Annotated in this window: 19 protein-coding genes and 1 pseudogene; 4 read left to right on the forward strand and 16 right to left on the reverse strand. The window is 40.2% G+C overall.

The annotated features are described in order from the left end of the window. Positions 1-14: 14 nt before the first annotated feature. On the reverse strand, positions 15-2402 hold the full coding sequence (pheT, locus tag C228_RS0101650; protein ID WP_018650977.1) for a phenylalanine--tRNA ligase subunit beta: 2388 nt from the start codon (positions 2400-2402) through the stop codon (positions 15-17). A 145-nt stretch (positions 2403-2547) separates the two neighbouring features. Beyond that, positions 2548-3534: a phenylalanine--tRNA ligase subunit alpha gene (pheS, locus tag C228_RS0101655; protein ID WP_018650978.1), complete on the reverse strand. Its 987-nt coding sequence runs from the start codon at positions 3532-3534 to the stop codon at positions 2548-2550. A gap of 278 nt (positions 3535-3812) precedes the next feature. Here pheS and C228_RS0101660 point away from each other — a divergent pair, with 278 nt between their 5' ends. Then, positions 3813-4475, forward strand: a complete 663-nt coding sequence (locus C228_RS0101660) for an NAD(P)H-dependent oxidoreductase (protein ID WP_018650979.1) — start codon at positions 3813-3815, stop codon at positions 4473-4475. A 102-nt stretch (positions 4476-4577) separates the two neighbouring features. On the opposite strand, the pseudogene C228_RS13140 reads toward C228_RS0101660, so the two are convergent. The 7 genes and pseudogenes from C228_RS13140 to rplM all read right to left on the reverse strand — a co-directional run bounded on the left by C228_RS13140 (position 4578) and on the right by rplM (position 9976). Continuing rightward, positions 4578-5782: pseudogene (locus C228_RS13140) on the reverse strand (cation:dicarboxylate symporter family transporter). Between the two features lie 202 nt (positions 5783-5984). Next, positions 5985-6755, reverse strand: coding sequence for a Zn-ribbon-containing protein (locus C228_RS0101685; RefSeq protein ID WP_018650980.1), 771 nt, complete (start codon positions 6753-6755; stop codon positions 5985-5987). Next, a complete protein-coding gene (locus C228_RS0101690) occupies positions 6736-7659 on the reverse strand; it encodes a cation diffusion facilitator family transporter (RefSeq protein ID WP_018650981.1) in 924 nt (307 codons plus the stop codon). The genes C228_RS0101685 and C228_RS0101690 overlap by 20 nt, the downstream gene beginning before the upstream one ends. Positions 7660-7687: 28 nt before the next feature. Beyond that, on the reverse strand, positions 7688-8233 hold the full coding sequence (locus C228_RS0101695) for a hypothetical protein (RefSeq protein WP_018650982.1): 546 nt from the start codon (positions 8231-8233) through the stop codon (positions 7688-7690). Further along, the gene (gene yaaA, locus C228_RS0101700) at positions 8233-9015 is read right to left on the reverse strand and encodes a peroxide stress protein YaaA (protein WP_018650983.1); all 783 of its coding nucleotides are present in this window, start codon (positions 9013-9015) and stop codon (positions 8233-8235) included. The genes C228_RS0101695 and yaaA overlap by 1 nt, the downstream gene beginning before the upstream one ends. Before the next feature lie 120 nt (positions 9016-9135). Further along, complete coding sequence (gene rpsI / locus C228_RS0101705; RefSeq protein ID WP_005622826.1) at positions 9136-9531, reverse strand: 30S ribosomal protein S9; 396 nt, start codon at positions 9529-9531, stop codon at positions 9136-9138. A 16-nt stretch (positions 9532-9547) separates the two neighbouring features. Then, positions 9548-9976 (reverse strand): 50S ribosomal protein L13, encoded by a 429-nt coding sequence (rplM, locus tag C228_RS0101710; RefSeq protein ID WP_018650984.1) that lies wholly within the window; start codon positions 9974-9976, stop codon positions 9548-9550. A gap of 309 nt (positions 9977-10285) precedes the next feature. Here rplM and C228_RS0101715 point away from each other — a divergent pair, with 309 nt between their 5' ends. Then, on the forward strand, positions 10286-10675 hold the full coding sequence (locus C228_RS0101715) for a Z-ring associated ZapG family protein (RefSeq protein ID WP_026313133.1): 390 nt from the start codon (positions 10286-10288) through the stop codon (positions 10673-10675). Between the two features lie 59 nt (positions 10676-10734). Here the strand turns inward: C228_RS0101715 and glnD are convergent, their stop codons facing one another. The 5 genes from glnD to rlmE all read right to left on the reverse strand — a co-directional run bounded on the left by glnD (position 10735) and on the right by rlmE (position 18845). Next, positions 10735-13290 (reverse strand): bifunctional uridylyltransferase/uridylyl-removing protein GlnD, encoded by a 2556-nt coding sequence (gene glnD, locus C228_RS0101720; RefSeq protein ID WP_018650986.1) that lies wholly within the window; start codon positions 13288-13290, stop codon positions 10735-10737. A gap of 138 nt (positions 13291-13428) precedes the next feature. Then, positions 13429-14646 carry an aromatic amino acid transporter gene (locus C228_RS0101725; protein WP_018650987.1) on the reverse strand — a complete coding sequence of 406 codons (1218 nt, stop codon included), beginning with the start codon at positions 14644-14646 and terminating at the stop codon, positions 13429-13431. A gap of 97 nt (positions 14647-14743) precedes the next feature. Beyond that, positions 14744-15958 carry an aromatic amino acid transport family protein gene (locus tag C228_RS0101730; RefSeq protein ID WP_018650988.1) on the reverse strand — a complete coding sequence of 405 codons (1215 nt, stop codon included), beginning with the start codon at positions 15956-15958 and terminating at the stop codon, positions 14744-14746. A gap of 231 nt (positions 15959-16189) precedes the next feature. After that, positions 16190-18115, reverse strand: a complete 1926-nt coding sequence (gene ftsH, locus C228_RS0101735; protein ID WP_026313134.1) for an ATP-dependent zinc metalloprotease FtsH — start codon at positions 18113-18115, stop codon at positions 16190-16192. 103 nt (positions 18116-18218) lie between these two features. Then, complete coding sequence (gene rlmE / locus C228_RS0101740; protein WP_018650990.1) at positions 18219-18845, reverse strand: 23S rRNA (uridine(2552)-2'-O)-methyltransferase RlmE; 627 nt, start codon at positions 18843-18845, stop codon at positions 18219-18221. 258 nt (positions 18846-19103) lie between these two features. Between rlmE and guaB the strand changes: the two genes are divergently transcribed. Further along, positions 19104-20570, forward strand: coding sequence for an IMP dehydrogenase (gene guaB, locus C228_RS0101745; protein ID WP_018650991.1), 1467 nt, complete (start codon positions 19104-19106; stop codon positions 20568-20570). A gap of 135 nt (positions 20571-20705) precedes the next feature. Beyond that, a complete protein-coding gene (gene guaA / locus C228_RS0101750; protein ID WP_018650992.1) occupies positions 20706-22277 on the forward strand; it encodes a glutamine-hydrolyzing GMP synthase in 1572 nt (523 codons plus the stop codon). 213 nt (positions 22278-22490) lie between these two features. On the opposite strand, the gene C228_RS13145 is transcribed toward guaA, so the two are convergent. Both C228_RS13145 and C228_RS0101760 read right to left on the reverse strand, forming a co-directional pair. Further along, positions 22491-23060: a peptidoglycan-binding protein LysM gene (locus C228_RS13145; RefSeq protein ID WP_245552740.1), complete on the reverse strand. Its 570-nt coding sequence runs from the start codon at positions 23058-23060 to the stop codon at positions 22491-22493. A gap of 140 nt (positions 23061-23200) precedes the next feature. Continuing rightward, positions 23201-24859 carry a phospho-sugar mutase gene (locus C228_RS0101760; RefSeq protein WP_018650993.1) on the reverse strand — a complete coding sequence of 553 codons (1659 nt, stop codon included), beginning with the start codon at positions 24857-24859 and terminating at the stop codon, positions 23201-23203. Between the last annotated feature and the right edge of the window lie 65 nt (positions 24860-24924).

Genomic DNA, 24924 nt, shown 5'->3' on the forward strand with positions numbered 1-24924 from the left:
AATAATCCTTAAATCTAATCTCTTAGATATGCTTGGAAACGTTGTGCTAATTCAGCTAAGACCGCTTGAGTTACAGCTGAAATCTCTTCTTCTTCAAGCGTTTTTTCAGTATCTTGAACCGTTAAGCTGATTGCTAAACTTTTTTTACCAGCTTCTAAATTTGCGCCACGGTAAACATCAAATAAGTTTACCGCAACTAATTTTGAGCCGCCTGCATTGCGGCATGCTGCTAATACATCACCAGCCGGTACATTCTCATCTACCACAACTGCAATATCACGGTTATTCGCAGGGAATTTAGAAATCTCTTTTGCCGTTGGAACGGGGCGATTTGCAATTGCATCGCTTAGAATCTCAAATACAACAGGTTTACCTTTGATACCCAGTTTTTGTACGATACATGGGTGAATCGAACCAATAAAACCGATTTCTTTGCCATCTAACATAATTGCCGCAGATTGCCCCGGATGTAATGCTGGGAACTGTTTTGCCACAAATTGCAAATCATGACGTGCTGAGGTTAACGATAATACACGTTCCATATCACCTTTTAAGTCGAAGAAGTCTGCTGCTTCACCTTTATTTTCCCAATGTACCGGGCGTTTATCACCGACAATTGCCGCACCGAATACGAATTCTTGACGAACACCTGATTCTGCTGTTGCATCTGGAATAAAGCGTAAACCGCCTTCAAAAATACGAACACGTGTTTGCTGACGACTTTGGTTGTAAACGATTGTATCTAATAAACCGGTTAATAGCGATAAACGCATTACTGACATTTCGCTTGAAATCGGGTTAGGTAGAATTAACGCTTCTTGATTCGGATGCAATAATGATTGTTTTTTCGGATCAACGAAGCTATATGTCACCACTTCTTGATAATCACTATCCACTAATGCAGTACGAATACGGCTTACTTCTAATAATTTCTCCGGTGTGCCTTTCATAGTTAAATGTGCAAGCGGAGAGTTATTCGGAATACTGTTATAACCGTAAATACGTGCAACTTCTTCAATAAGATCTTCTTCGATCTCAATATCGAAACGCCAACTTGGTACTACCGCTGCCCAGCTATCATTTGTAAAGGTTACGTTTAAGCCTAAACGGGTTAAAATATCCGTTACAATTTCATCTTCAATGTGATGACCGATTACCGCATCTAATTTGCTACGACGTAAGGTAACCGTATTGCGTACCGGTAAATATTGTGCGCTTACCGCTTCAACGATTTCGCCCGCTTCCCCGCCACAAATTTCAAGTAATAATGCGGTTGCTCGTTCCATTGCATCACGTGCTAATTGCGGATCAACACCACGTTCGAAACGGTGTGATGCATCGGTGTGTAAGCCATATTGGCGTGCACGACCGGTAATCGCTAACGGTGCAAAGAATGCAGATTCCAATACTACGTCAGTCGTATTTTCATTTACACCACTTGCTTCACCACCAAAAATACCCGCCATTGCTAATGCACCTTTGCTATCGGCAATTACTAAAGTATTTGGCTGTAATTTTGCTGTTGTACCGTCTAATAAAACTAATTCTTCACCCTCTTTTGCCATACGTACTTGGATAGCACCATCAATTTTAGACGCATCAAAAGCGTGCATCGGTTGACCAAGTTCTAACAGGCTTAAGTTAGTAATATCGACAATCGAGTCGATTGAACGAATACCACAACGGCGTAATTTCTCTTGTAGCCATAATGGTGAAGCTGCTTTTACGTTTACATTTTTCACAACACGAGCAAGGTAACGCGGGCAAGCTTCCGGTGCTTGTAATTCTACAGCAACTTTGTCTGCAATCGTTGCAGGTACGGCTGAAATCACTGGTGCTTTTACTCCCGCTCGGTTAATTACGCCTACTTCACGCGCGATACCGGCAATGCTTAAGCAGTCCGCCCGGTTTGGGGTTAAGCTGATTTCAATTGCCACATCATTTAAATCTAAATATTCACGGAAATCTTTACCGATTGGCGCATCCGCCGGTAATTCGATGATACCGCTATGATCTTCTTTGATACCTAATTCAGAATATGAGCAAAGCATACCTTCAGACGGCTGACCACGTAATTTGGTTTTCTTGATTTTAAAATTACCCGGTAATACCGCACCTTCCATTGCACAAGCCACTTTTAAGCCCTGACGGCAGTTTGGTGCGCCACATACGATATCTAATAAACGATCACCGCCGACATTCACTTTAGTGACACGTAATTTATCCGCATCTGGGTGTTGAGCACATTCAACCACTTCACCTACAACCACACCGCTAAATGCACCGGCAACCGGCTCAACATCATCGACTTCTAAACCTAACATGGTAATTTGGTCGCATAATTGCTCTGTTGATACAGCAGGATTTACCCACTCACGCAACCAAGATTCATTAAATTTCATTTATTTCTGTCCTATTTGTAAAATTTTTGGGAAATTTCACCGCTTGTTAAAGCTCCCCTACCCCCTCTTTACAAAAGAGGGGAACTTTCTTTCTCACCTATCATTCAGTTCCTCTATTGAATAAAGAGGAGCTAAGGAAGATTTTCTACTTAAACTGTTTTAAGAAACGTAAGTCATTTTCAAAGAATGAACGCAAATCTGTTACGTTGTATCGTAACATCGTTAAACGCTCAACTCCCATACCTACCGCAAAACCACTATATTCTTCCGGATCGATACCTACGTTGCGTAATACGTTAGGATGCACCATACCGCAGCCTAACACTTCTAACCATTTACCGTTTTGACGCATTACATCCACTTCAGCCGAAGGCTCAGTGAATGGGAAGAATGACGGACGGAAACGCACTTGTAAATCTTCTTCAAAAAACGCTTTTAAGAAATCATGAATCAAACCTTTTAACTCGGTAAAGTTTGCTTTTTTATCCACATAAAGTAATTCTATTTGGTGGAACATCGGTGTGTGTGTTTGGTCGTAGTCATTACGATATACACGGCCTGGTGCCACAATACGGATTGGCGGCTGCATATTTTCCATAGTACGAATTTGCACGCCTGACGTTTGTGTACGTAATAAACGTTGTGCATCAAACCAGAACGTATCATGATCCGCACGAGCCGGGTGGTGCGCCGGAATATTTAACGCATCAAAGTTATAGTAATCCGTTTCGATTTCCGGACCGCTCGCTACGGTAAAACCTAATTCAGAGAAGAATTTTACGACACGTTCAATCGTAATTGAGACTGGGTGTAAACCACCTAATTCGGTTTTGCGACCCGGTAATGATACGTCAATACTTTCTGCCGCTAATTTTGCATTTAATGCTTCTTGTTCCCATGCTTCTTTTTTTGCATTTAAAATATCAAGAATCGTTTGCTTCGCTTCATTGATTTTCGCACCGATTGCCGGACGCTCTTCCGCCGAAACATTGCGTAATTCTTGCATTAACGCAGTAAAATGACCTTTCTTACCGAAATATTCAACACGGAACTCTTCTAACGCATCTAAACCTTGATCTAAGGCATCTAAAGCACTTCTTGCTTTCTCTGTTAATTCTTTTAGGTGCTGCATTACCTATCCTCTAAATATATTGATGAAAAATTATTGTGATGATAATACTTTGTCTGAAGAAAGTAAATGTAAAGTTAGGCTAAAGTGTTGATTTTTAAGGTTTCGCAAAAACAATTAATTTGAATGATTTATCTATACAAGCGGTTTATTTTTGGAGTTTTTTTTGCAAAAATTAGAAATAAAACAAAGTTTGGTGATTTGCTTTTATGAAGCATTAGCTTAATAGTTGAGAAAAGCGTATTATCACAGCGTTTACTACAACTATAAATGAGGAAATTATGTCACATATTGCCAAACAAGACGTTCTAGACGTATTTAGCTTCCGTGCTGCTTGTCGTAGCTACGATCCGGCTAAAAAAATCAGCCGTGAAGATATGGAATATATTTTAGAACTCGGTAGATTATCACCAAGTTCTGTGGGTTCCGAACCTTGGAAATTCATTGTGCTGCAAAATGCGGCTATCCGTGAAAAAATTGCGCCTGTTTCTTGGGGAATCAAACACCCAATGAACGAAATGAGCCATTTAATCGTGATCTTAGCTAAGAAAAATGCGCGCTATGATTCGGATTTCTTCCGTCAAGGCTTATCTAAACGAGGCTTAACACCGGAACAAATGGAAGCCACTATTGCCCGTTATAAATCATTCCAAACCGATGATATTAAGGTATTAGAAAGTGAACGCACCTTATTCGATTGGTGTTCAAAACAAACATATATTGCTCTTGGCAATATGATGACCGGTGCGGCGATGATTGGGATTGATTCTTGCCCGATTGAAGGCTTTAACTATGATGTGGTAAACGAAATCTTAGCGAAAGAAGGTTTATTTGATGCTAATGAATACGGTGTTTCTTGTATGGTGACCTTCGGTTATCGTGCGAAACCGATTACCAAAAAATACCGTAAACCGGCTGAAGATGTGATTAGTTGGGTGGAATAAATTCTACTATTCATATCAATAACAAAGGGGCTTACGCCCCTTTTCTATTTTTGATGACAAGCGGTCAAATTTCGTAAAATTTTTGCCCAAAATCACCGCTTGTTATGCTCGATTAAGCCACTTGTTACTTAATGTTCCTGCCACCATTGAACCATTTACATTTAATGCGGTACGTCCCATATCAATTAGCGGTTCAACCGAAATCAATAGGCCAACTAATTCAATTGGTAAATTTAAAGCGGAAAGCACTACAATCGCTGCAAAAATTGCTCCGCCGCCTACACCGGCAATGCCGAATGAAGAAATCGCTACTACCAGAATTAACGTGACAACGTAGCTGAAGCTAAACGGATCTATGCCTACAGTTGGTGCGATCATCACTGCTAACATTGCCGGATAAATCCCTGCACAGCCATTTTACCCAATGGTTGCACCAAAAGTCGCCGAGAAATTAGCGATAACATTATTATTACCCAATTTATCGGTTTGCATCTCAATATTTAACGGTAAAGTTGCAGCACTTGAGCGAGAGGTAAAAGCAAAGCTAAGGGTCGGTAGCACTTTCTTGTAGTAATCCATCGGATTCACTTTTGCCACGAAAAGTAGAATGCCATGTACTAAAAACTGATTGCTAAGTAAGCTGCCCCAATAAAGCTACCTAAATTCACAATATCTTCCCATTTTGACGTAGCTGCCATTTTTAACATGAGTGCGAATACGCCGTAGGGGGTTAAGCGAATCAAGAAACGGACCAAACGCATAATCAATTTATTTAACGTATCCACCCCGGTTGCAATACGTTCACTTAATGCGGCATCTTCTTTGGCAAGGCTTAATGCCGCTACACCTAAAAATACAGAAAAATTACCGTGCTAATAATTGAAGTCGGGTTTGCACCGGTTAATTCTAAGAATGGATTTTTTGGAATAAAAGAGACTAACATTGCTGGTAAAGATAAATTTGATACTTGCTCTGCACGCCCTGCCACTTTGCTTTGCGCGGCTAATTCTCTCTCCGGCTACTAATCCTTCCGCTGATAAATCAAATAAATACACCATTGCAATACCGATTGCAGCAGCAATTGCGGTGCTAATCAATAAAACCGATAGTACACTAAAGCTGATTTTACCCAATGATCCCACTTGTTTTAGACGGGTAATCGCAGACAAAATCGAAATAAACACTAACGGTATCACGATCATTTGCAATAAACGCACATAACCGTTGCCAACTAAATTAACCCACTCTAACATTGCGTCAATTTCTGACTTTTGGTAAAAATTTTGCAAAATTGCACCGCTTACCACCCCAAGTAATAAGCCGACAAAAACAGTTTGTCCTAATTTTTGCGTATTTCTTATACAGTAGGAATAGTAACGCTGTAAACACAGCTAAATTAAGGATAATCATCTGAATCTCCAACGCAATAAAAAATAAAGGCGAGAATATAACTCTCGCCCTATATCTTCAATATAACTTTATCATTTTATAGCACTACTAAAAGTTATATTATTGTACTTCCCAGCTTAAATTAGAGATTAAACGACATTTATCACACTTAAAGTGGAACACTTGATGCAACGGTTGTGCTAATTTCCATTCTCCTTGGCATTTAGGGCATTTGCGCTGATGTTCTACAGTTAAATCATTACCTAAACGATATAAATAATAGAAAGTCGGCACACAGCTTAGCGCTTCAAGTTGATGACATAGCGCCATTCCCGTTCGTGATAATTCACTATCTACTTCGCTGATTTGCTCTAAAGCCTGCTGTTCTAGTACACCACCATTCATTTGTAGCTGATCACAGGCTTGCCAATTTTCTTGCCATTTAATCAACTGTTTGCCAAGCTGTTGCTGTTGCTCAGTTGCCTTATAGAGTGGAATCGCACGAAAATCCTCACCGCCATAAACCGGCGAGCAACTATCTAAATGGGTGGTATAAAGAATTTGGAATACCTGTTGTTCAAATTCGCTGGTTTGTTCCGCTTGATAATCTCTGCCGACAATCTCAAACGAATCGAATTTTACGCCATTTTCCTCTGCCTGTAATAATGCTTCATTGACTTCTGCACTATTCCATTCCGGCATCAGACTGATTTGCTCCGGAGTTGAAACTCGTACTTGAAAATGTGCTTGCGGATTTTGATGGTAAGTCACCGCAAATTCTCTGCCGATAATCTGTCCGTTAAAACGCCATTGATTGATAATTTGGTTAATTAGCGTGACAGGATCGCTTTTAAAACCTTGATAACTAAAGTTAGCGATAACTTGGTACATAATCTTTTACTTGTCCTAATTTAAGTTCTTGCTGAACAATTGAGGTCGGCTCTTGATGAATGATAATTTCCGAACGAGGGAAAATCGCTAGAATTTTTTGCTCCAGTGAATCGGTAATATCATGTGCTTCCCGTAAAGTCAGATTATCTTCCAGCTCTAAATGAAGTTGAATAAAACGCACAGCTCCTACTTGGCGAGTAAGCAAATCGTGCATACCGATAATTCGCTCATGATGTGCGGCAAGTTCTAAAATTTGATCGATTTCGTCCTGTGGTAATGCTTGATCTAGTAGTACTTGTACCGCTTCCCAAAACATTTTAAAAGCATTAATACCGATATACAGAGCAATCCCAATTGCAAAAATCGCATCAGCATAAACAAAGCCATACAGACTTAGCAACATAGCGACTAAAATCGCAGCATTCATTAATAAATCTGTTTGATAATGTAGAGAATCCGCTGCAATTATCGGACTTTTAGTTAAAACCACAACGTGTTTTTGATACCACACTAAAGCGCCGGTCACGATAATAGAAATCAGGCTGACGACTATCCCTATTTCCGAGCCTTCCATAAAATGTGGGTGTATCAATTTATGAACGCCTTGTAGCACTAAGAAAACCGCTGAACCGCCGATAAACGCACTTTGAGCAATAGCTGCAAGCGATTCCGCTTTTCCATGCCCGAAAGCATGGTTTTCATCCGCCGGCAAAAGTGCAAAGCGCAATACTAAAATATTAGTAATCGAGGCTAATAAATCCACAACCGAATCGGTTACTGCCGCTAAAACCGAAATTGAGTCGGTTTTCCACCATGCAAACGCCTTAATGACAATTAGCAAACAAGCCACCAAAATCGCAAGATTTGCCGCTCTTTTCACTAATTTAATATATTGCTGCTCCATACTTCTCCCAAGTATGTATTATTTGTCCTTACTTACAAGTAATTAGCCATGGCATTGCCGCAAGCTGCTGTGCCAATTGGACTAATGAGCCTTGATAAACAATCGAATTTTGCCATTTTTTTGCAACCACAGTGCGTTTGTCCGAATACTGAATTTGCCCATAGCCACACTGCAAATCTTTACCTCGAGAGACTTCAAGTAATACGTCATTAAAACGTTCTGTCGGCGGATAAATCACTTCACTGCGCAATTCTTGCTGTTCGATACTTACTTTAGATTGCGTATTATTTTGTTGCGCAAATGCAGCTTGACGAAGTGCTACCCGCTGTTGCAAAGTTTTTCCTTGAGAATTTTGATCTAAGAAAAATAAAATCCCATTATTCCAATGTTCGGGATCTTGTTTTCCATTAGCCGGTAAATAGAGCAACTGTCGCATTTCATCAATACGATTATCCGTTACCTTCACATAAGACTTACCTTGGAAATCCACTTTTTCAGGTAAATCAAATTGCTTTTGGGTTAGGCTACAAGCGGTCAAAAATACCGAAAATCCTACAAGAAAAAGCCAACGCATTATGCTTGCTCCTCACGTTTAAAGATGAGTTCCGTTGTACTGGAAGACTCCTCATCAAACCAATAGCCACCATAATTAAAGGCTTTTAATTGTTCCACGCTAGTCGGTTGCGTTTCTAAAATAAAGCGTACCATCATACCACGCGCTTTTTTCGCATAAAAACTGATTTGCTTAAACTTGCCGTTCTTTTCATCTAAGAATACCGGTTTAATAATGGTTGCTTGCAATTGTTTTGCTTTTACCGCACCGTAATATTCATCCGAAGCAAGGTTCACTAAGATACTATCGCCTTGTTCATCAATCGCAGCCTGTAAATGTTGGGTAATAATCTCACTCCAAAACGCATAAAGATCTTTGCCTTTCGGATTAGCGAGCTTCGTTCCCATTTCTAAGCGGTATGGCTGCATTAAATCAAGCGGTTTGAGTAAGCCATATAAGCCGGATAGCATACGTAAATGCATCTGTGCATATTCTACTTGCGCTTGAGTAAGGGTTTCCGCATTCAGTCCGGTATAAACATCACCTTTAAATGCAAATAAAGCCGCTTTGGCATTTTGTTCGTGGTGTTCTAATTGCCATTCAGCAAAACGAGCTACATTCAGACTTGCAAGTTTATCGCTAATCAACATTAAAGAACCTAATTCTGCTGGTGAGAACTGTTTACAGATATCAATCAGTTGTTGGCTATAAGCGGTTAATATCGGTTGAGAATTTGCAAATGAAAAATTAGGTGCGGGCGTTTCAAAATCTAATGTTTTGGCAGGAGAAATAATGACTAACATAAAAAAACCTTGGTTAAAAATTTGACTTATTTTAGCATTTGTCAGGCGATAAAAACAGAAAAGGCAGGAATAATCCTGCCTTATGCTGATAATACTTTCGTATATCGGTAATACTCGAAATTAACGTTTTGAGTATTGTGGACGACGACGTGCTTTGTGTAAACCCACTTTTTTACGTTCAACGCGACGTGCGTCACGAGTAACGAAGCCCGCTGCACGTAATGCAGGGCGTAAAGTTTCGTCGTACTCCATTAATGCACGTGTGATACCGTGACGGATCGCACCTGCTTGACCAGAAATACCACCACCTTTAACAGTGATATATAAATCTAATTTATCTAATAACTCAACTAATTCTAATGGTTGACGAACTACCATGCGTGAAGTTTCACGACCGAAGTAAACGTCTAAAGAACGTTGGTTGATGGTAATGTTACCACTGCCCGGTTTGATAAATACACGAGCTGAAGAGCTTTTGCGGCGACCTGTGCCGTAGTTTTGATTTGCTGCTGTCATTTTCGATGCTCCGTGATTAGATATCTAAAACTTGTGGTTGTTGTGCAGCGTGGTTATGTTCGCTACCTGCGTAAACTTTTAATTTACGGAACATTTCACGACCTAATGGACCTTTCGGTAACATACCTTTTACTGCGATCTCAATCACTGCTTCTGGACGGCGAGCAATCATTTCTTTGAAGGTTGCATCTTTGATACCACCTACATAGCCAGTGTGCCAGTAGTAGATTTTGCCATTTTCTTTATTACCAGTTACAGCTACTTTCTCTGCATTGATTACGATGATGTAATCACCTGTATCAACGTGCGGAGTATACTCAGCCTTGTGTTTACCACGAAGACGACGTGCTAATTCAGTAGCTAAACGACCTAAAGTTTTACCTGTCGCATCTACTACATACCAGTCACGTTTGACGGTTTCTGGTTTTGCTACAAAAGTTTTCATTAATTAAATACCAATAATTTTAGTTATAACCCAATCCACTTATAAACAAGTGAATTACCTATATAACGGGTAGAATCCGACCCCTTCGAGTCAAAATCTAACCAAACTTGTTCGGCGGGAAAGTCCAAACAAAACAGGGTGGAGGCATTATACAGATATTTTACCTAAAAAGCTAAGTTTTTTTGCATTAAATCTAAAAAATGTCGGAAAGCTCAAATTTTCAGAATTTAATCGCTTAAATCCCTTCTCTTGCCTAACGGAACATGATACAAAAAGCTAAGTTTTCACTACTGAGAGGAATCTATTATGATGGGACAATGGACACTAGATGTTTGGTCTGCAATTGGCGTTGCCTTTGTGATTGGCATCATTGTAGGGTGCGTGATTGTACGTGCTTTTAAGGGCAATGTGAAGCAACATATTCAACTCGAAAATGAGTTAAAAGAAACTAAAGCGAAAGTGGAAGAACAAAAACAACAGCTTGAGCAACATTTTGAACAATCCGCCGCTTTACTCTCAACACTTGCTGAAGATTACAAAAAATTGTATCAGCATTTAGCGCAAAGTTCGGAAAAACTATTACCTGAAACTGAACAAATCGCTTTTTTCAAACAATCCCAACTTCCACTCAAACATGAAAATAGTGAAGATCAACCGAGAGATTATTCGGAAGGTTCTTCCGGCTTATTAAAATCGTAAAATTTCATCGAAAAAAGACCGCTTATTCGAGTATCACCTCATAAGCGGTCTTTTTTATGCTAAGAATCTAATTCCGCTAACAAACTGGCTTTCAGCTGTTTTTGCTGCTCTTTACTTAACGCTTGATTTTGAGCAGTACAAACCACAAAGAAATCTTCTACCCGTTCACCGATAGTCGTAATTTTTGCATTAACCAAGACGAGTTCTAATTGTCCGAAAATATGGCTAACTTGGGCAAGTAACCCATCTCTGTCTAAAGTAAATAACTCGAATGAGGTTTGGTTTGGATGTTCATCCGAGAGAAATTTAACTTTGGTTGTGCGTTTAAAAGATTGATGTTTCACCGGTTTTTTCAATAATTTAAACGTTACGCTTTCCGCATCGGTCAGTACTCGCTGCAAAGATTGACGAACTTGTTCACAACGAGAAGGGTCAAGCTCTGCTCCGCTTAATTCCGTGACAATGAAGCTATCGAATACCAAGCCATTATCACCCGTGATAATTTGTGCATCGTGAATACTGATCTTTTTCTGACTCAACGCTTGAGCAATACGCGCAAATAATTGCGGTTGGTCATTACAGTGCACAAAAATTTCGGTCGCCCCTCGTGCATATTCGTTACTCACTAATACCATTGGTAACGTTTTATGTTTGAGATAGTCCAATGCGTGCCAAACTAGCTGCTTTGGCGTATTACGTAAAAAGTAACTATCAGGACAAGGCGCCCAAAAGTCTTGCAAGCGTGTTCGTTCTAGAGGTGATAAGGCAAACCTCATAAGTTCTAACGCATCTAAACGATTTTGCTGGCTAACACGTTGATAATCCAGTCGTTTTTCTAGTTCCTCGATAGTAAATTGATAAAGTTGCGTAAACAAAGAACGCTTCCAATCATTCCATAAACTTTCATTAGTTGCGCAAATATCCGAAATAGTTAGGCACATCAAATCGGTTAAAGCGGTCGAATTTTCCACTATTTTTGCAAAACTTTTCACTACCGCAGGATCATGAATATCACGGCGTTGTGCAGTTAATGACATGGTTAAATGCTCTCTCACTAGCCATGTGATTTGTTGCGCTTCCGCTTCGGAAAAACCGTGTAATACAGCAAACTGATAAGCATCGACCGCTCCGACTTGAGTGTGGTCACCTTCTCGGCCTTTCGCAATATCATGGAATAATGCCGCAAGATACAAAATAGGTTTATGTGTACAAGCCCGGAAATATTTACAGCATAAAGGATGTAATTCTTCAGCATCATCAGTTAAAAAGCTTTCCAATTTCTGCATAACACGAATCGTATGCTCATCAACCGTATAGATGTGGAACAGATCAAACTGCATCAGCCCTTTAATGCCGTCCCACTGTGGCAAATAGGCGGATAACACGCCCAATTGATGCATTGGTATAATCGCACGTTCCACCACCTTCGGCTGAGAAAATAACGAGATAAAACGGGCTCTAGCTTCAGCATCCATAGATAACGGCTGTTGCTGTTTTTTTAATGCCAATCGTAAATTACGTAGTGTGATAGCATTAGCTTTAGCTTCCGGATGCTGCGCTAAATGATAAAAAAGATCTAAAATTGATACCGGATCTTGCGTAAAACATCGGCGATGACGACAAACAATCTCTGTTCCTTGTAAATAGTAGTTCTGATCAAGCGGTCGTTTTTCGGCAACATTTTGCTGACCGAGAATAATTTGCTCGAAGTTATCCAGTAGCAATTGGCTCAGTTGCGAAATGGATTGAGTAGCTTGAAAGAACGCTTTCATCATTGCTTCAACCGGCTGATTTCCCTCGCCTTGATAGCCTAACTGTTCGCTTAGCTGTAATTGGCGGTCAAACCGCAAACGGTTATCATAGCGTTTAAGCTGTAAGTGCAATGCAAAGCGCATCCGGAAGAGCACCGCTTGCGCTTCATTCAGTTCACTAAATTCCTCAGGGAAAATAATCCCTTTATTCAATAAACTTTCAAACGCATAAGTACCAAAGTGTCTTAATGAGATCCAAGCAATCAAATGTAGATCTCGCAACCCGCCCGGAGTGTGTTTTAAATCCGGCTCAAGGTTATAACTGGTATTATGATAACGCGCATAGCGCTCATTTCGCTCTTGCATTTTAGCGCTAAAGAAGCAATCAATCGGCCAGAAATCTTCCGCATATAAGTTTTCGAATAGTGCCTGCCATAGCGCTTTATTACCGATTAAATAACGCCCTTCATACATATTGGTCGCCACCGATAATTCGCTTTTGCCGATCTCAATACATTCTTCAAGCGTACGAATACTCGCGCCGACTTGTAATTTACTGTCCCATAGCAAATTAAATAAGTCATTCAGTCTTGAATGCGTTTCATCATCTAATGTTCGTGCTGTAATTACTAAAATATCTAAATCGGACAATGGAAACATTTCTTGTCTGCCATAGCCTCCTACAGCAATAAGCGTTAAATCTTGGCGTGCTGCAAAGTCGAATTGTTGCCATAAATTCAGTAATAGCTGATCATAAAAATCGCTACGTTGACGTAACAACGTAACGACTTCTGTGACGGTAAAACCATTTTTTTGTTGCAAGTTAAATTCGGCAAGTTGGTTTTTCAACGTTGTATTTGTCATCTTTTTATCTCTAAAATATAACGTGCTTCAATAGCACATCCATTCTCAACAAAATAACATCAGCAAGATTAAAGATAAATAAAAAAGCGGTTAGAATCTGCAAATTTTTTGCAATTTCTAACCGCTTGTTTTTTCTAACTAGCCGGCAACTTGTGGTAAGTAACCTAGCTGAATAAAGAACGGAATAATCATAATAATGACACCGGCGATTAACGCAATCACAAGTGCTGTATTACCGCCAATGACTCGATAAGCTAAATTAGGATGTAGCTTACGAGCTTTCCATGCTAAACCGATTGGTAATAACATTCCGTAGAATGCAAATAGCAAGCCTGCATAACCTAACGCTGCGATAAATCCGTTGGGATAGAATAATGCAAACAATACCGGTGGAATAAAGGTCGCTAAGCTCAGCCATAAACGATTTGCCGGTAAATTCACACGTTTTAATAAATCACCAACACACTCGAAAATGCCCATTGCCACACCTAAGAACGAGGTAATCAATGCAAGTGCTGAGAATAAACGCACCATTTCACCTAAAATTGTACTGTCGGTAATTTGGCTGGTTGCTTTAACTAAACCGTTTAGCGTTGGATCTTGTTTTAAGATTTCCACAAATTCTGCTTGAGTTAATACACCGTGCGTTGCAAGCTGCCATAATAAATATGCCACTAACGGAATCGCTGTACCGATATAAATTGCAATACGGATTTTACGAATATTTGCATCTAAATAGGTATTGATGCTCGCCATAATCACGTGGAAACCGAATGAAGTAAAGAAAATCGGAATCGCTGATACGACAAATAAATTATCGAGAGGAACTGCGGTTAAATTCTCCAATTTAACTTTTGGCAACATCATTAGCAATACAAAAACAAACGCAACGATTTTCCCGATAAACAATAAACGAGTTAAACCATCAACCCCCTTAATACCAATTACCACGAACGAACCAAGTAGAATGGTAAAGAGCAAAATACCGACTTGAGTTGTAGTATGCGCATCGCCAATTTGAGGTAATAAGCCAGAAAGTAGCGAGCCGCCGCCAGTAATATAAGCGGCTAATAATGCATATAATAAAATTAGTAAACTTGCTGTCGCTAATACTCTCCCCGTGATACCAAAATATTGTTCCGCTAAACTTGCCACGCCAATATCTTGCTTCGGAGCGGTTTGGTAGACCTCCATAAACAGCAAACCGGTATAAGCTAATAACGCCCATAAGCAAATAAGTAACGCGACTGTTGCGCCAAATCCCATTCCCGCTGAAGTGAGCGGCATCGCTAACATTCCCGCACCAATTGTTGTGCCTGCAATCATCAAGGCACTGCCTAAAATTTTATTTTTCATTTATATAATAACCAATTAGATTGTATTTACAGTTAACTTAAAACAAGCGGTCAAAATTTGTAATTTTCTAGCCAAATTCGACCGCTTTCACTCATCATTAGCCAATTACTCTCGGTAAATAACCGGCTTCAATAATAAATGGCACATTAATGATAAATATTGCTAATAATAATGCAATCAATAATGCCACATTGCCACCAAATACTTTGTATTTAGCATCCGGATACAATTTACGGAATTTCCATACCATCGCAATCGGTAAAACTAACGCATAGAAAGCAAACATTTGTCCTGCGTAACCCAATGCGGCAATAAAACCTTCCGGATAGAAAAAGGCGAATAACATTGGCGGAATAAAGGTTAATGCACCAAGAGAAATACGAGGCATATTGATATGTACTCGTTTAAATAAATCCTCTAAACACTCAAATAAACCCAATGCCACACCTAAGAATGATGTAATTAAAGCTAATGCTGAGAATAATTTCACTGCGCCGCCAATTATCGAGCTACCGGTAATTTGCTGAATTGCTTCCGCCAATCCATTTAAAGTCGGATCTTTTTCAATTAACTGTAAAAATGCGGCTTGATTTAATAAACCGTGTGTCGCAAGTTGCCATAATGCATAAGCCACTAATGGAATTGCCGTACCGACTAAAATCGAAATACGTAACGCTTTCACATTACCGCCTAAATATTTATTTAAGCTAGGAATTGAACCGTGGAAACCGAAGGCTGTAAAGAAAACCGGGGTTGCAGAAATTAATAATGCATTATCAATCGGCATCTCAAGCAAATTGCTTACAGAGATATTCGGTAATAACAGTGCTAATACCAATAAAAACGCACCGATTTTAGTTAAAAATAAAATACGGTTAATAACATCTACACTTGTAGTGCCAATAACAACAAAAGCACCAAATACAAGGGTAAAAATAACGCCCGCAATTCTTTTGGTTGTTTCAGCATCATTAATAGTCAGCATAATACTTGCCAACAATGAGCTACCACCGGAAACATAAGCGGAAAGAATCGCATATAAAAAAATCACTAACACGGCTGTGGAAACAATACGTCCGAAATTACCATAATATTTTTCGGCTAAAGTACCGATACCGGCATCACTTTCCACATTTTGATAAAGCTCAACGAACAATAACGCACTAAAACAAAGTAATAACCAAAGAGCAATAAGCAATGCTAACGTCCAGCCGAAACCAATCCCCGCTGAAGTAAGAGGCATTGCCAGCATTCCTGCACCAATTGTCGTCCCCGCAACAATTAATGTGCTTCCAAGAGTTTTGTTTTGCATATTTAACCTCTAAAATTGTTATTAGGTGGGCTATTCTACAAGAACAAAAAACAAATGTAACGAAAAAATTTCATTGTAAATATAATTTTACACGCATTAAAATCAATGCGTTAGCTTCATTTTTAGGCTTGCAAGTTTCCAAAAAAATTCAACCGCTTGTAAAATCAACAAATTATTGCAATAAAAAAGCCGAGAAACTTTTGCTTCTCGGCTTTTTTATTGTGCTAATAATTAAGCATCTGCTTGTTTATCTGCAACCTCTGTATCCGTATTCGGTGTATCTGTCGGTTGCTGCTCTGCGTCCGGCTTTTCTGCGGTACTAGAATCATTTGACGAACTATTATCGTTCTTATCATTCCAACCTGCCGGCTCGCCAACTGGACGGCGATTCATTAAATCATCAATTTGTTTGCGATCTAAGGTTTCATATTTTAACAATGCGTCTTTCATCGCATGTAAAATATCCATATTGTCTTCTAACGTTTTCTTCGCTCGCTCATAATTACGATCAATGATTTTACGCATCTCTTGGTCAATCAGCTTTTGCGACTCTTCCGATACGCCTTTGATTGCCCCCATACCATCTTCATTTTGATAGAACAACGGACCTAGCTCTTTAGAGAATCCCCATTGGGTTACCATCGCACGAGCAATTTGCGTTGCACGGTGAATATCCGAAGACGCACCAGTGGTAATTTTATCTTCACCAAAAATAAGCCCTTCGGCAATTCGTCCTGCAAATAAGGTTGAAAGCTGGCTTTCCAATTTGGTAAAAGTTTCACTTACACGGTCACCTTCCGGTAAGAATTGTGCAAAGCCAAGCGCTTGACCACGAGGCACAATGGTTACTTTATTGAGCGGATCGTGTTCCGGCATTAAATAACCGACAATAACGTGACCGGCTTCGTGATAAGCGGTATTCATCAATTCTTTTTCGGTCATCGTATTTGAACGACGCTCTGGTCCCATATTGATTTTATCGCGTGCTTTTTCAAAGTCGTCCATAGTTACGACACGTTGGTTTTTACGTGCAGCAAATAATGCGGCTTCATTAACTAAGTTCGCTAACTGCGCACCTGAATAACCCGGCGTACCACGTGCAACCACCATTGGATCAACATCCGGTGCCAATGGTACTTTTTTCATATGTACTTTTAAGATTTGCTCACGACCTTTCACGTTCGGTAAATCTACCGTTACTTGACGGTCAAAACGTCCCGGACGAGTTAACGCATCATCAAGCACATCCGCACGGTTCGTTGCAGCGATAATAATAACGCCTTCCGAGCCTTCAAAACCGTCCATCTCAACTAACATCTGGTTAAGGGTTTGCTCACGCTCATCATGGCCACCGCTAAAACCGGCACCGCCACGTTTACGACCGACTGCATCAATTTCATCGATAAAAATGATACAAGGTGCATTTTTCTTCGCTTGTTCAAAAAGATCACGTACACGAGAAGCACCGACACCGACAAACATTTCAACGAAATCAGAACCCGCCATAGTAAAGAACGGTACACCCGCTTCACCGGCAATTGCTTTCGCCAATAATGTTTTACCCGTACCCGGAGGACCAACCATTAAAATACCTTTTGGAATACGTCCACCCAATTTTTGGAATTTGTTCGGATCTTTTAAGAAGTCCACGACTTCACCGACTTCTTCTTTCGCTTCATCACAGCCTGCAACATCGGTAAAACGTGTTTTAACTTGCTCGGCAGTCAGCATTTTTGCTTTGCTTTTACCAAAGCTCATTGCGCCACGACCGCCACCGCCTTGCATTTGGCGCATATAAAACACCCAAAAACCAATCAGCATTAACATCGGGAACCACGAAATAAAAATCTGAGATAACAAACCGCGACGTTCTTCCGGCTGACCGGTAACCGTTGCATTTGTTTTTGCCAGATCCGCCAATAAGTATTCATCATACATCGGCATCACGGTTTGATATTGCGTACCATCATTTTTAGTAACAGAGATCGTTTCATCGTTACGTTTGAAATCCACTTCTTTCAGATTATTCGATTTGATATCGTTCAAGAATGTTGAATAAGCAACCGTATTATTGCTACCAAAGTTTGAGTTAAAGCCCTCAAAGGCAGTCATTAAAACAACTGCAACCACTACCCAAAGGACAATATTTTTAACCATATCGCTCAAGGTTAATTTCCTCTTTTAGAATAAAAAAACTTGTTATATCACTAAATAATAAGCGGTCTGATTTTGCAAATTTTTTGCAATTTTTAACCGCTTATTAGCCTTTATAACCCGTTGCTACAATATAAACTTCTCTTGAACGATCTCGAGAAGCTTCAGGTTTACGCACTTTCACGGTGCTAAACATTGCACGAATATCTCTTAAATAATCATCAAAGCCTTCGCCTTGGAACACTTTAACGACAAAGCTGCCTTTAGGTGCAAGTACCTGACGGCACATATCTAAAGCCAGTTCTACTAAATACATTGCTCGAGGGATGTCTACTGACGGCATACCACTGAAATTCGGTGCCATATCCGACATTACCACATCCACCATATCATCACCGACACGCTCTAGCAGCGCATTCAGTACTGATTCTTCTCGGAAATCTCCTTGTAAAAAGTCCACGCCGACAATCGGATTCATATCTAAAATATCACAGGCAATAATACGACCTTTACTGCCGATTTGCGTTACCGCATATTGAGACCAACCGCCCGGAGCCGCACCTAAATCCACCACGGTCATCCCCAGTTTGAATAAGCAATCGGTTTGTTGAATTTCATCTAGTTTAAAATAAGCTCGTGAGCGTAATTTTTGTTTATGTGCTTTTTGTACAAACTGATCTTTAAAATGTTCTGCCAGCCAACGTGATGAACTCGCACTTCTTTTTCTGCCCATTAAAATAAATCTCTTTCCTGCCTTTTAAAAAATCTAGTTTATCATAATAAGGACAATTTGGCGCTATTCAAGATCGAAAAGAGAAGTAAAGTTAAAATTTTGTAATAAGCGGTCGATTTTTGTCGTTTTTTACAAAAACAATCAACCGCAACCGTTTGCGTAAAATTCAATTTTACAACTTTGTAAAACACCTGTATAATTCGCCCGCAATAATTTCTAGACAGCAATTTTATTTTATCTTTTAAGGAACTATTGCAAATGGCATTACGTATCAAACAAGAAGCCCTTACCTTTGATGATGTTTTACTCGTCCCAGCACATTCTACCGTGCTTCCCAATACTGCAGATCTTTCAACTCAACTGACCAAAACGATTCGTTTGAATATCCCAATGCTTTCAGCTGCAATGGATACTGTAACCGAAACCAAATTAGCAATTTCTTTAGCGCAAGAAGGCGGTATCGGCTTTATTCATAAAAATATGTCCATCGAACGCCAAGCGGATCGTGTACGTAAGGTGAAAAAATTTGAAAGCGGTATCGTTTCTGAGCCTGTTACTGTATCACCGGACCTTACTCTTGCCGAACTTGCCGAATTAGTAAAGAAAAACGGTTTTGCCGGCTACCCAGTAGTAGATAGTGAAGATAACTTAGTCGGTATCATTACCGGTCGTGACACTCGCTTTGTGAAAGACTTAAGCAAACCAGTTTCTAAATTAATGACACCAAAAGAACGTCTTGTAACCGTCAAAGAAAACGCAACACGTGATGAGATTTTAGAATTAATGCACGATCGCCGTGTTGAGAAAGTGCTTGTAGTTGATGATAACTTCAAACTAAAAGGTATGATCACGGTTAAAGATTTCCAAAAAGCGGAACAAAAACCGAATGCGTGTAAAGATGAATTCGGCCGTTTACGTGTTGGTGCAGCTGTTGGTGCCGGACCGGGTAACGAAGAACGTATTGATGCGTTAGTGAAAGCTGGCGTGGACGTGTTATTAATCGACTCATCACACGGTCATTCTGAAGGTGTATTACAACGTGTACGTGAAACCCGTGCAAAATACCCTAATTTACCAATCGTTGCTGGTAATATCGCAACCGCTGAAGGCGCAATCGCATTAGCAGATGCCGGCGCAAGTGCGGTGAAGGTAGGTATCGGTCCAGGTTCAATCTGTACTACACGTATCGTAACCGGCGTGGGAGTTCCACAAATCACTGCGATTGCAGAAGCTGCTGCAGCATTAGAAGGTCGTGGTATTCCAGTGATTGCAGACGGTGGTATCCGTTACTCTGGCGACATCTCAAAAGCAATCGCAGCGGGCGCAAGCTGTGTAATGGTGGGTTCTATGTTTGCTGGTACAGAAGAAGCACCGGGTGAAATCGAACTTTATCAAGGTCGTGCATTTAAATCTTACCGTGGTATGGGTTCATTGGGTGCAATGAGCAAAGGTTCTTCAGACCGTTATTTCCAATCAGATAACGCTGCGGATAAACTTGTACCAGAAGGCATTGAAGGTCGTATCCCTTACAAAGGTTATTTAAAAGAAATTATTCACCAACAAATGGGGGGCTTACGTTCTTGTATGGGCTTAACTGGCTCGGCAACCATCGAAGATCTACGTACTAAAGCACAATTTGTACGTATCAGCGGTGCAGGTATTAAAGAATCTCACGTTCACGACGTAACCATTACTAAAGAAGCACCTAACTATCGTATGGGTTAATTCTTAGGCTATCTTGTGTGACATCATCAGCTCCGTTGGAGCTTGATATTACAAATAAACAAGAGCTACAGAGTAGCTCAACTATGCGTAGCCTAATGCAAATTGTCCTAGGTTTTTATAAAAAAGAGAACTTAAATGAACAATATTCACAATCATAAAATTTTAATTTTGGACTTCGGTTCACAATATACGCAATTAATCGCACGTCGTGTGCGTGAGATTGGGGTTTACTGCGAACTTTGGGCGTGGGACGTAAAGGAAGAACAAATTCGTGAATTTAACCCGACCGGGATTATTCTTTCAGGCGGTCCTGAAAGTACCACTGAAGAAAGCAGCCCTCGTGCGCCGGAATATGTATTCAATGCAGGCGTACCAGTGCTTGGCATTTGCTACGGTATGCAAACCATGGCGATGCAATTAGGCGGTTTAACTGAAACTTCTGATCACCGTGAATTCGGCTATGCTTCAGTTGATTTACAAGCAACCGATGCGTTATTTGCAAAATTAAACGATAATTTGACCGCTTCTGAGCCGAAATTAGATGTTTGGATGAGCCACGGAGATAAAGTAACTCGTTTACCGCAAGGTTTCCAAATCACTGGTGTAACCCCAACTTGTCCAATTGCAGCAATGTCAGACGAAAGTCGCCGTTTCTACGGTGTGCAGTTCCATCCAGAAGTAACACATACGAAAAGCGGTTTAGAGTTATTAACCAACTTCGTGGTAGGTATTTGTGGCTGTGAATGTAAATGGACAGCAGAAAACATTATTGAAGACGCTGTTGCTCGTATTAAAGAGCAAGTGGGCGATGACGAGGTAATTTTAGGCTTATCAGGCGGTGTAGATTCATCAGTTACTGCATTGCTATTGCACCGTGCTATCGGCAAAAACTTACACTGCGTATTCGTAGATAACGGTTTACTTCGTTTAAACGAAGGTGATCAAGTGATGGAGATGTTTGGCGATAAATTCGGTTTAAACATCATTCGTGTAAATGCCGAAGATCGTTTCTTAGATGCGTTAAAAGGTATTGATGAACCAGAAGCAAAACGTAAAACCATTGGTAAAGTGTTTGTCGATGTATTCGATGATGAATCGAAAAAACTTACCTCAGTAAAATGGTTGGCGCAAGGTACAATATACCCTGACGTAATTGAATCGGCAGCAAGCAAAACCGGTAAAGCACACGTGATTAAATCTCACCATAACGTAGGCGGCTTACCGGATTATATGAAACTCGGTTTAGTTGAGCCGTTACGTGAATTATTTAAAGATGAAGTACGTAAAATCGGCTTAGCTCTTGGTTTACCGGCAGAAATGTTAAATCGCCATCCATTCCCAGGCCCTGGTTTAGGCGTGCGCGTATTAGGTGAAATCAAGAAAGAATACTGTAATTTACTGCGTAAAGCAGATGCAATCTTTATAGAAGAACTCTACAAAGCGGATTGGTATTACAAAGTAAGCCAAGCGTTCACGGTATTCCTTCCGGTGAAATCGGTGGGTGTAATGGGTGACGGTCGTAAATACGACTGGGTTGTTTCACTCCGTGCTGTGGAAACTATCGACTTTATGACTGCACATTGGGCGCATTTACCATACGATTTACTCGGTAAAATCTCAAACCGTATTATCAATGAAGTGGACGGTATTTCCCGCGTGGTGTATGACGTTTCAGGCAAACCTCCTGCAACGATTGAGTGGGAATAAAAATCCGCCTTTCAGTTGATTTCAATTCATATCCTAAATAGTACAAAGCCCTGTAATTGCAGGGCTTTTCTATTTCATAGTATTTCGTAGTAGTTTGTTTTTCTGACGGTAAAATTGATGGTACAGCCTTACACTAGTCAGCAAAAGATAAAAAATACCGTCAAATCAATGACGGTAGAATACTATTGCTTCCCAACACTTTCTTTCCCCAACTCATAATACTCTTTTATTGAGGTACCGTAGCTGTCTTTGGTTGTTGTGCCATTTTGCGCAAATTTGATTGCGTTGCCGACGCCTTTGAGGTGTGCAGCGAATAGAAAGAAGTCCTGCTTTATGTGTTGCACTGCCTTGATAAACGTCTCTTGCTTCCATTGTACGAGCATTGCGGTTCATCAGTTTAATAACAGCATCATCTTGAATCATTTTTGAATTCAAAAAGGCAGACTTTCCGCCGACTAATACCCAATTATCTGCATTTTCCAGAAAAGCTCTGTGCTGAACAGCATTTGCACCACTGGCAATACCCGGTTTTGTTTTAATTGCTGCTGCATATTTATCTTTTTGAATCAAACCAACATCTACTAACGCCGCAGCACCGAATCGATAAGCACCTAAATAGCCATAGCTATTTTCTGCCGTATAATCTCCTCCACTCTCACGCTTGACCAGTGCTTGTAATAACATTTTGGTTTGATTCAAAGTGAGTCTTTTTACTGTCTTCCCCTTTCCAATTGATTTTAAAGCTAAATCAGCAATTTGCTTTGCCATTTTAATTAAACTCATTTTTACCACCTTTTTGAGTTTAATAATGCCTTTTGGCAGTCAATCTATAATTGGGTTCAGTTTTTGTCTTTTCCTTAATTAATTGACATAAAAAAAGCGAACCTTTCGGTTCGCTCTTAATATTATCTACTAATTAATTATCAGCAATCTTGTTTGCCGTATTGCTCTTGGCGTAGTAATTCACGTACGCTTTCATCAAATTGGCTTAATACTTTGTCTGCATCTGCCGCATCTTTACCTTTCGCATCTAAGTAGAACTTAATTTTCGGTTCTGTGCCTGACGGACGAGTAATTAAACGGCTGCCATTTTCTAATACGAATACAAGAATGTCGCTTTGACGATCTGTTTTCGTATGGTCAATTAGTTGAGCCACGCTGAAACCACCGATTGCACTTGGTGGGTTGTTGCGTAATGCCGTCATTAATTTACCGATTTCAGATAAATCGCTTACACGAATTGAAATTTGACCGCTTACATAAGCACCGAATTCATTATTGAAATCGTTGATTGCGTCTTGTAATGTTTTACCTTGTGCTTTTAAGTTACGGATAAAGTCTAAGAATACGATAGCTGCTGAAATACCGTCTTTATCACGTACTTTATCTGGGTCAACTAAATAGCCTAACGCCTCTTCGAAACCGAATAATAAGCCGTCTACTTTACCGATATATTTAAAGCCGGTTAAGGTTTCTTCCGATTGTAAACCGTATTTTTTCGCAATTTCAGCCAATGCCGGTGAAGACACCAATGAGCAAGCTAATACGCCTTGTGTGCCTTGTGCATGGTACTGTTTAGCTAAATACCAACCTAATAAGCAGCCTACAACGTTACCGTGTAAACCTTTCCAGTTGCCCTGTGCATCCGGCATTGCCACCGCTAAACGGTCTGCGTCCGGGTCGTTTGCAATGATAAATTCCGCATTTTTCTCTTTCGCTAATTTAATTGCTAAGTCTAATGCACCTTTTTCTTCCGGATTTGGGAAATTCACTGTTGGGAAAGAACCGTCTGGTTGAATTTGTTCTGCGACGAAATGTGGTTGTGGCAAGCCGGCTTTTTCTAACGTTTTGCTTAACACTTCATAACCGACACCGTGCATTGCGGTATAAACATAGTTAATCTCTGCTGCTGGCTCTTTCGCTAATGCAGCTGTTTTTGCAATATATGCTTCTACGATTTCATCATTTAGTACAGTAAAGTCTTGGCTGCGTGGTAAATCTGCAATATTACCTGCCGCCACTTTATCAATTAATGCCGCAATATCTTTATCCGCTGGTGAAACAATTTGGCCGCCGCCGTTTGCCTTACCTAAATAAACTTTATAACCGTTATCTTCCGGTGGGTTGTGGCTTGCGGTTACCATAACACCCGCTGTGGTATCAAAATATTTAATTGCATACGCAAGTACAGGCGTTGGCAATTTACGAGGTAATAAGTAAGCTTTGATACCTGCACCCGCCATAATTTCCGCAGTATCACGTGCAAACACGTCTGAGTTTTTACGTCCGTCATAACCAATAACGATTGAAGGTTCTTTATCGTAGCCTTTTAAGTAATCCGCTAAACCACCAGCAGCTTGAGCCACTAATACTCGGTTCATCCCCATAGAACCCGCTTGCAAACGACCACGTAAACCTGCCGTACCGAATTGTAAACGACCATCAAAACGAGCTGTTAGCTCTGCTAATGCTTTTTCATCGCCTGCTTGCGCCGTTTCAATAAGTTGAGCCAATTCGGCACGAGTTTCTTGATCCGGGTCTTCTGCTAACCAGTTTTGTGCAATAGTAAAAATTGTACTCATAGCAATTCCTTAAACTAAAAAATAATGAATGAAAACATGTATAGCCTATCCGAAAACGGCATAAA

The sequence above is a fragment of the Actinobacillus capsulatus DSM 19761 genome (assembly GCF_000374285.1).
Taxonomy (GTDB): Bacteria; Pseudomonadota; Gammaproteobacteria; order Enterobacterales; family Pasteurellaceae; genus Actinobacillus; species Actinobacillus capsulatus.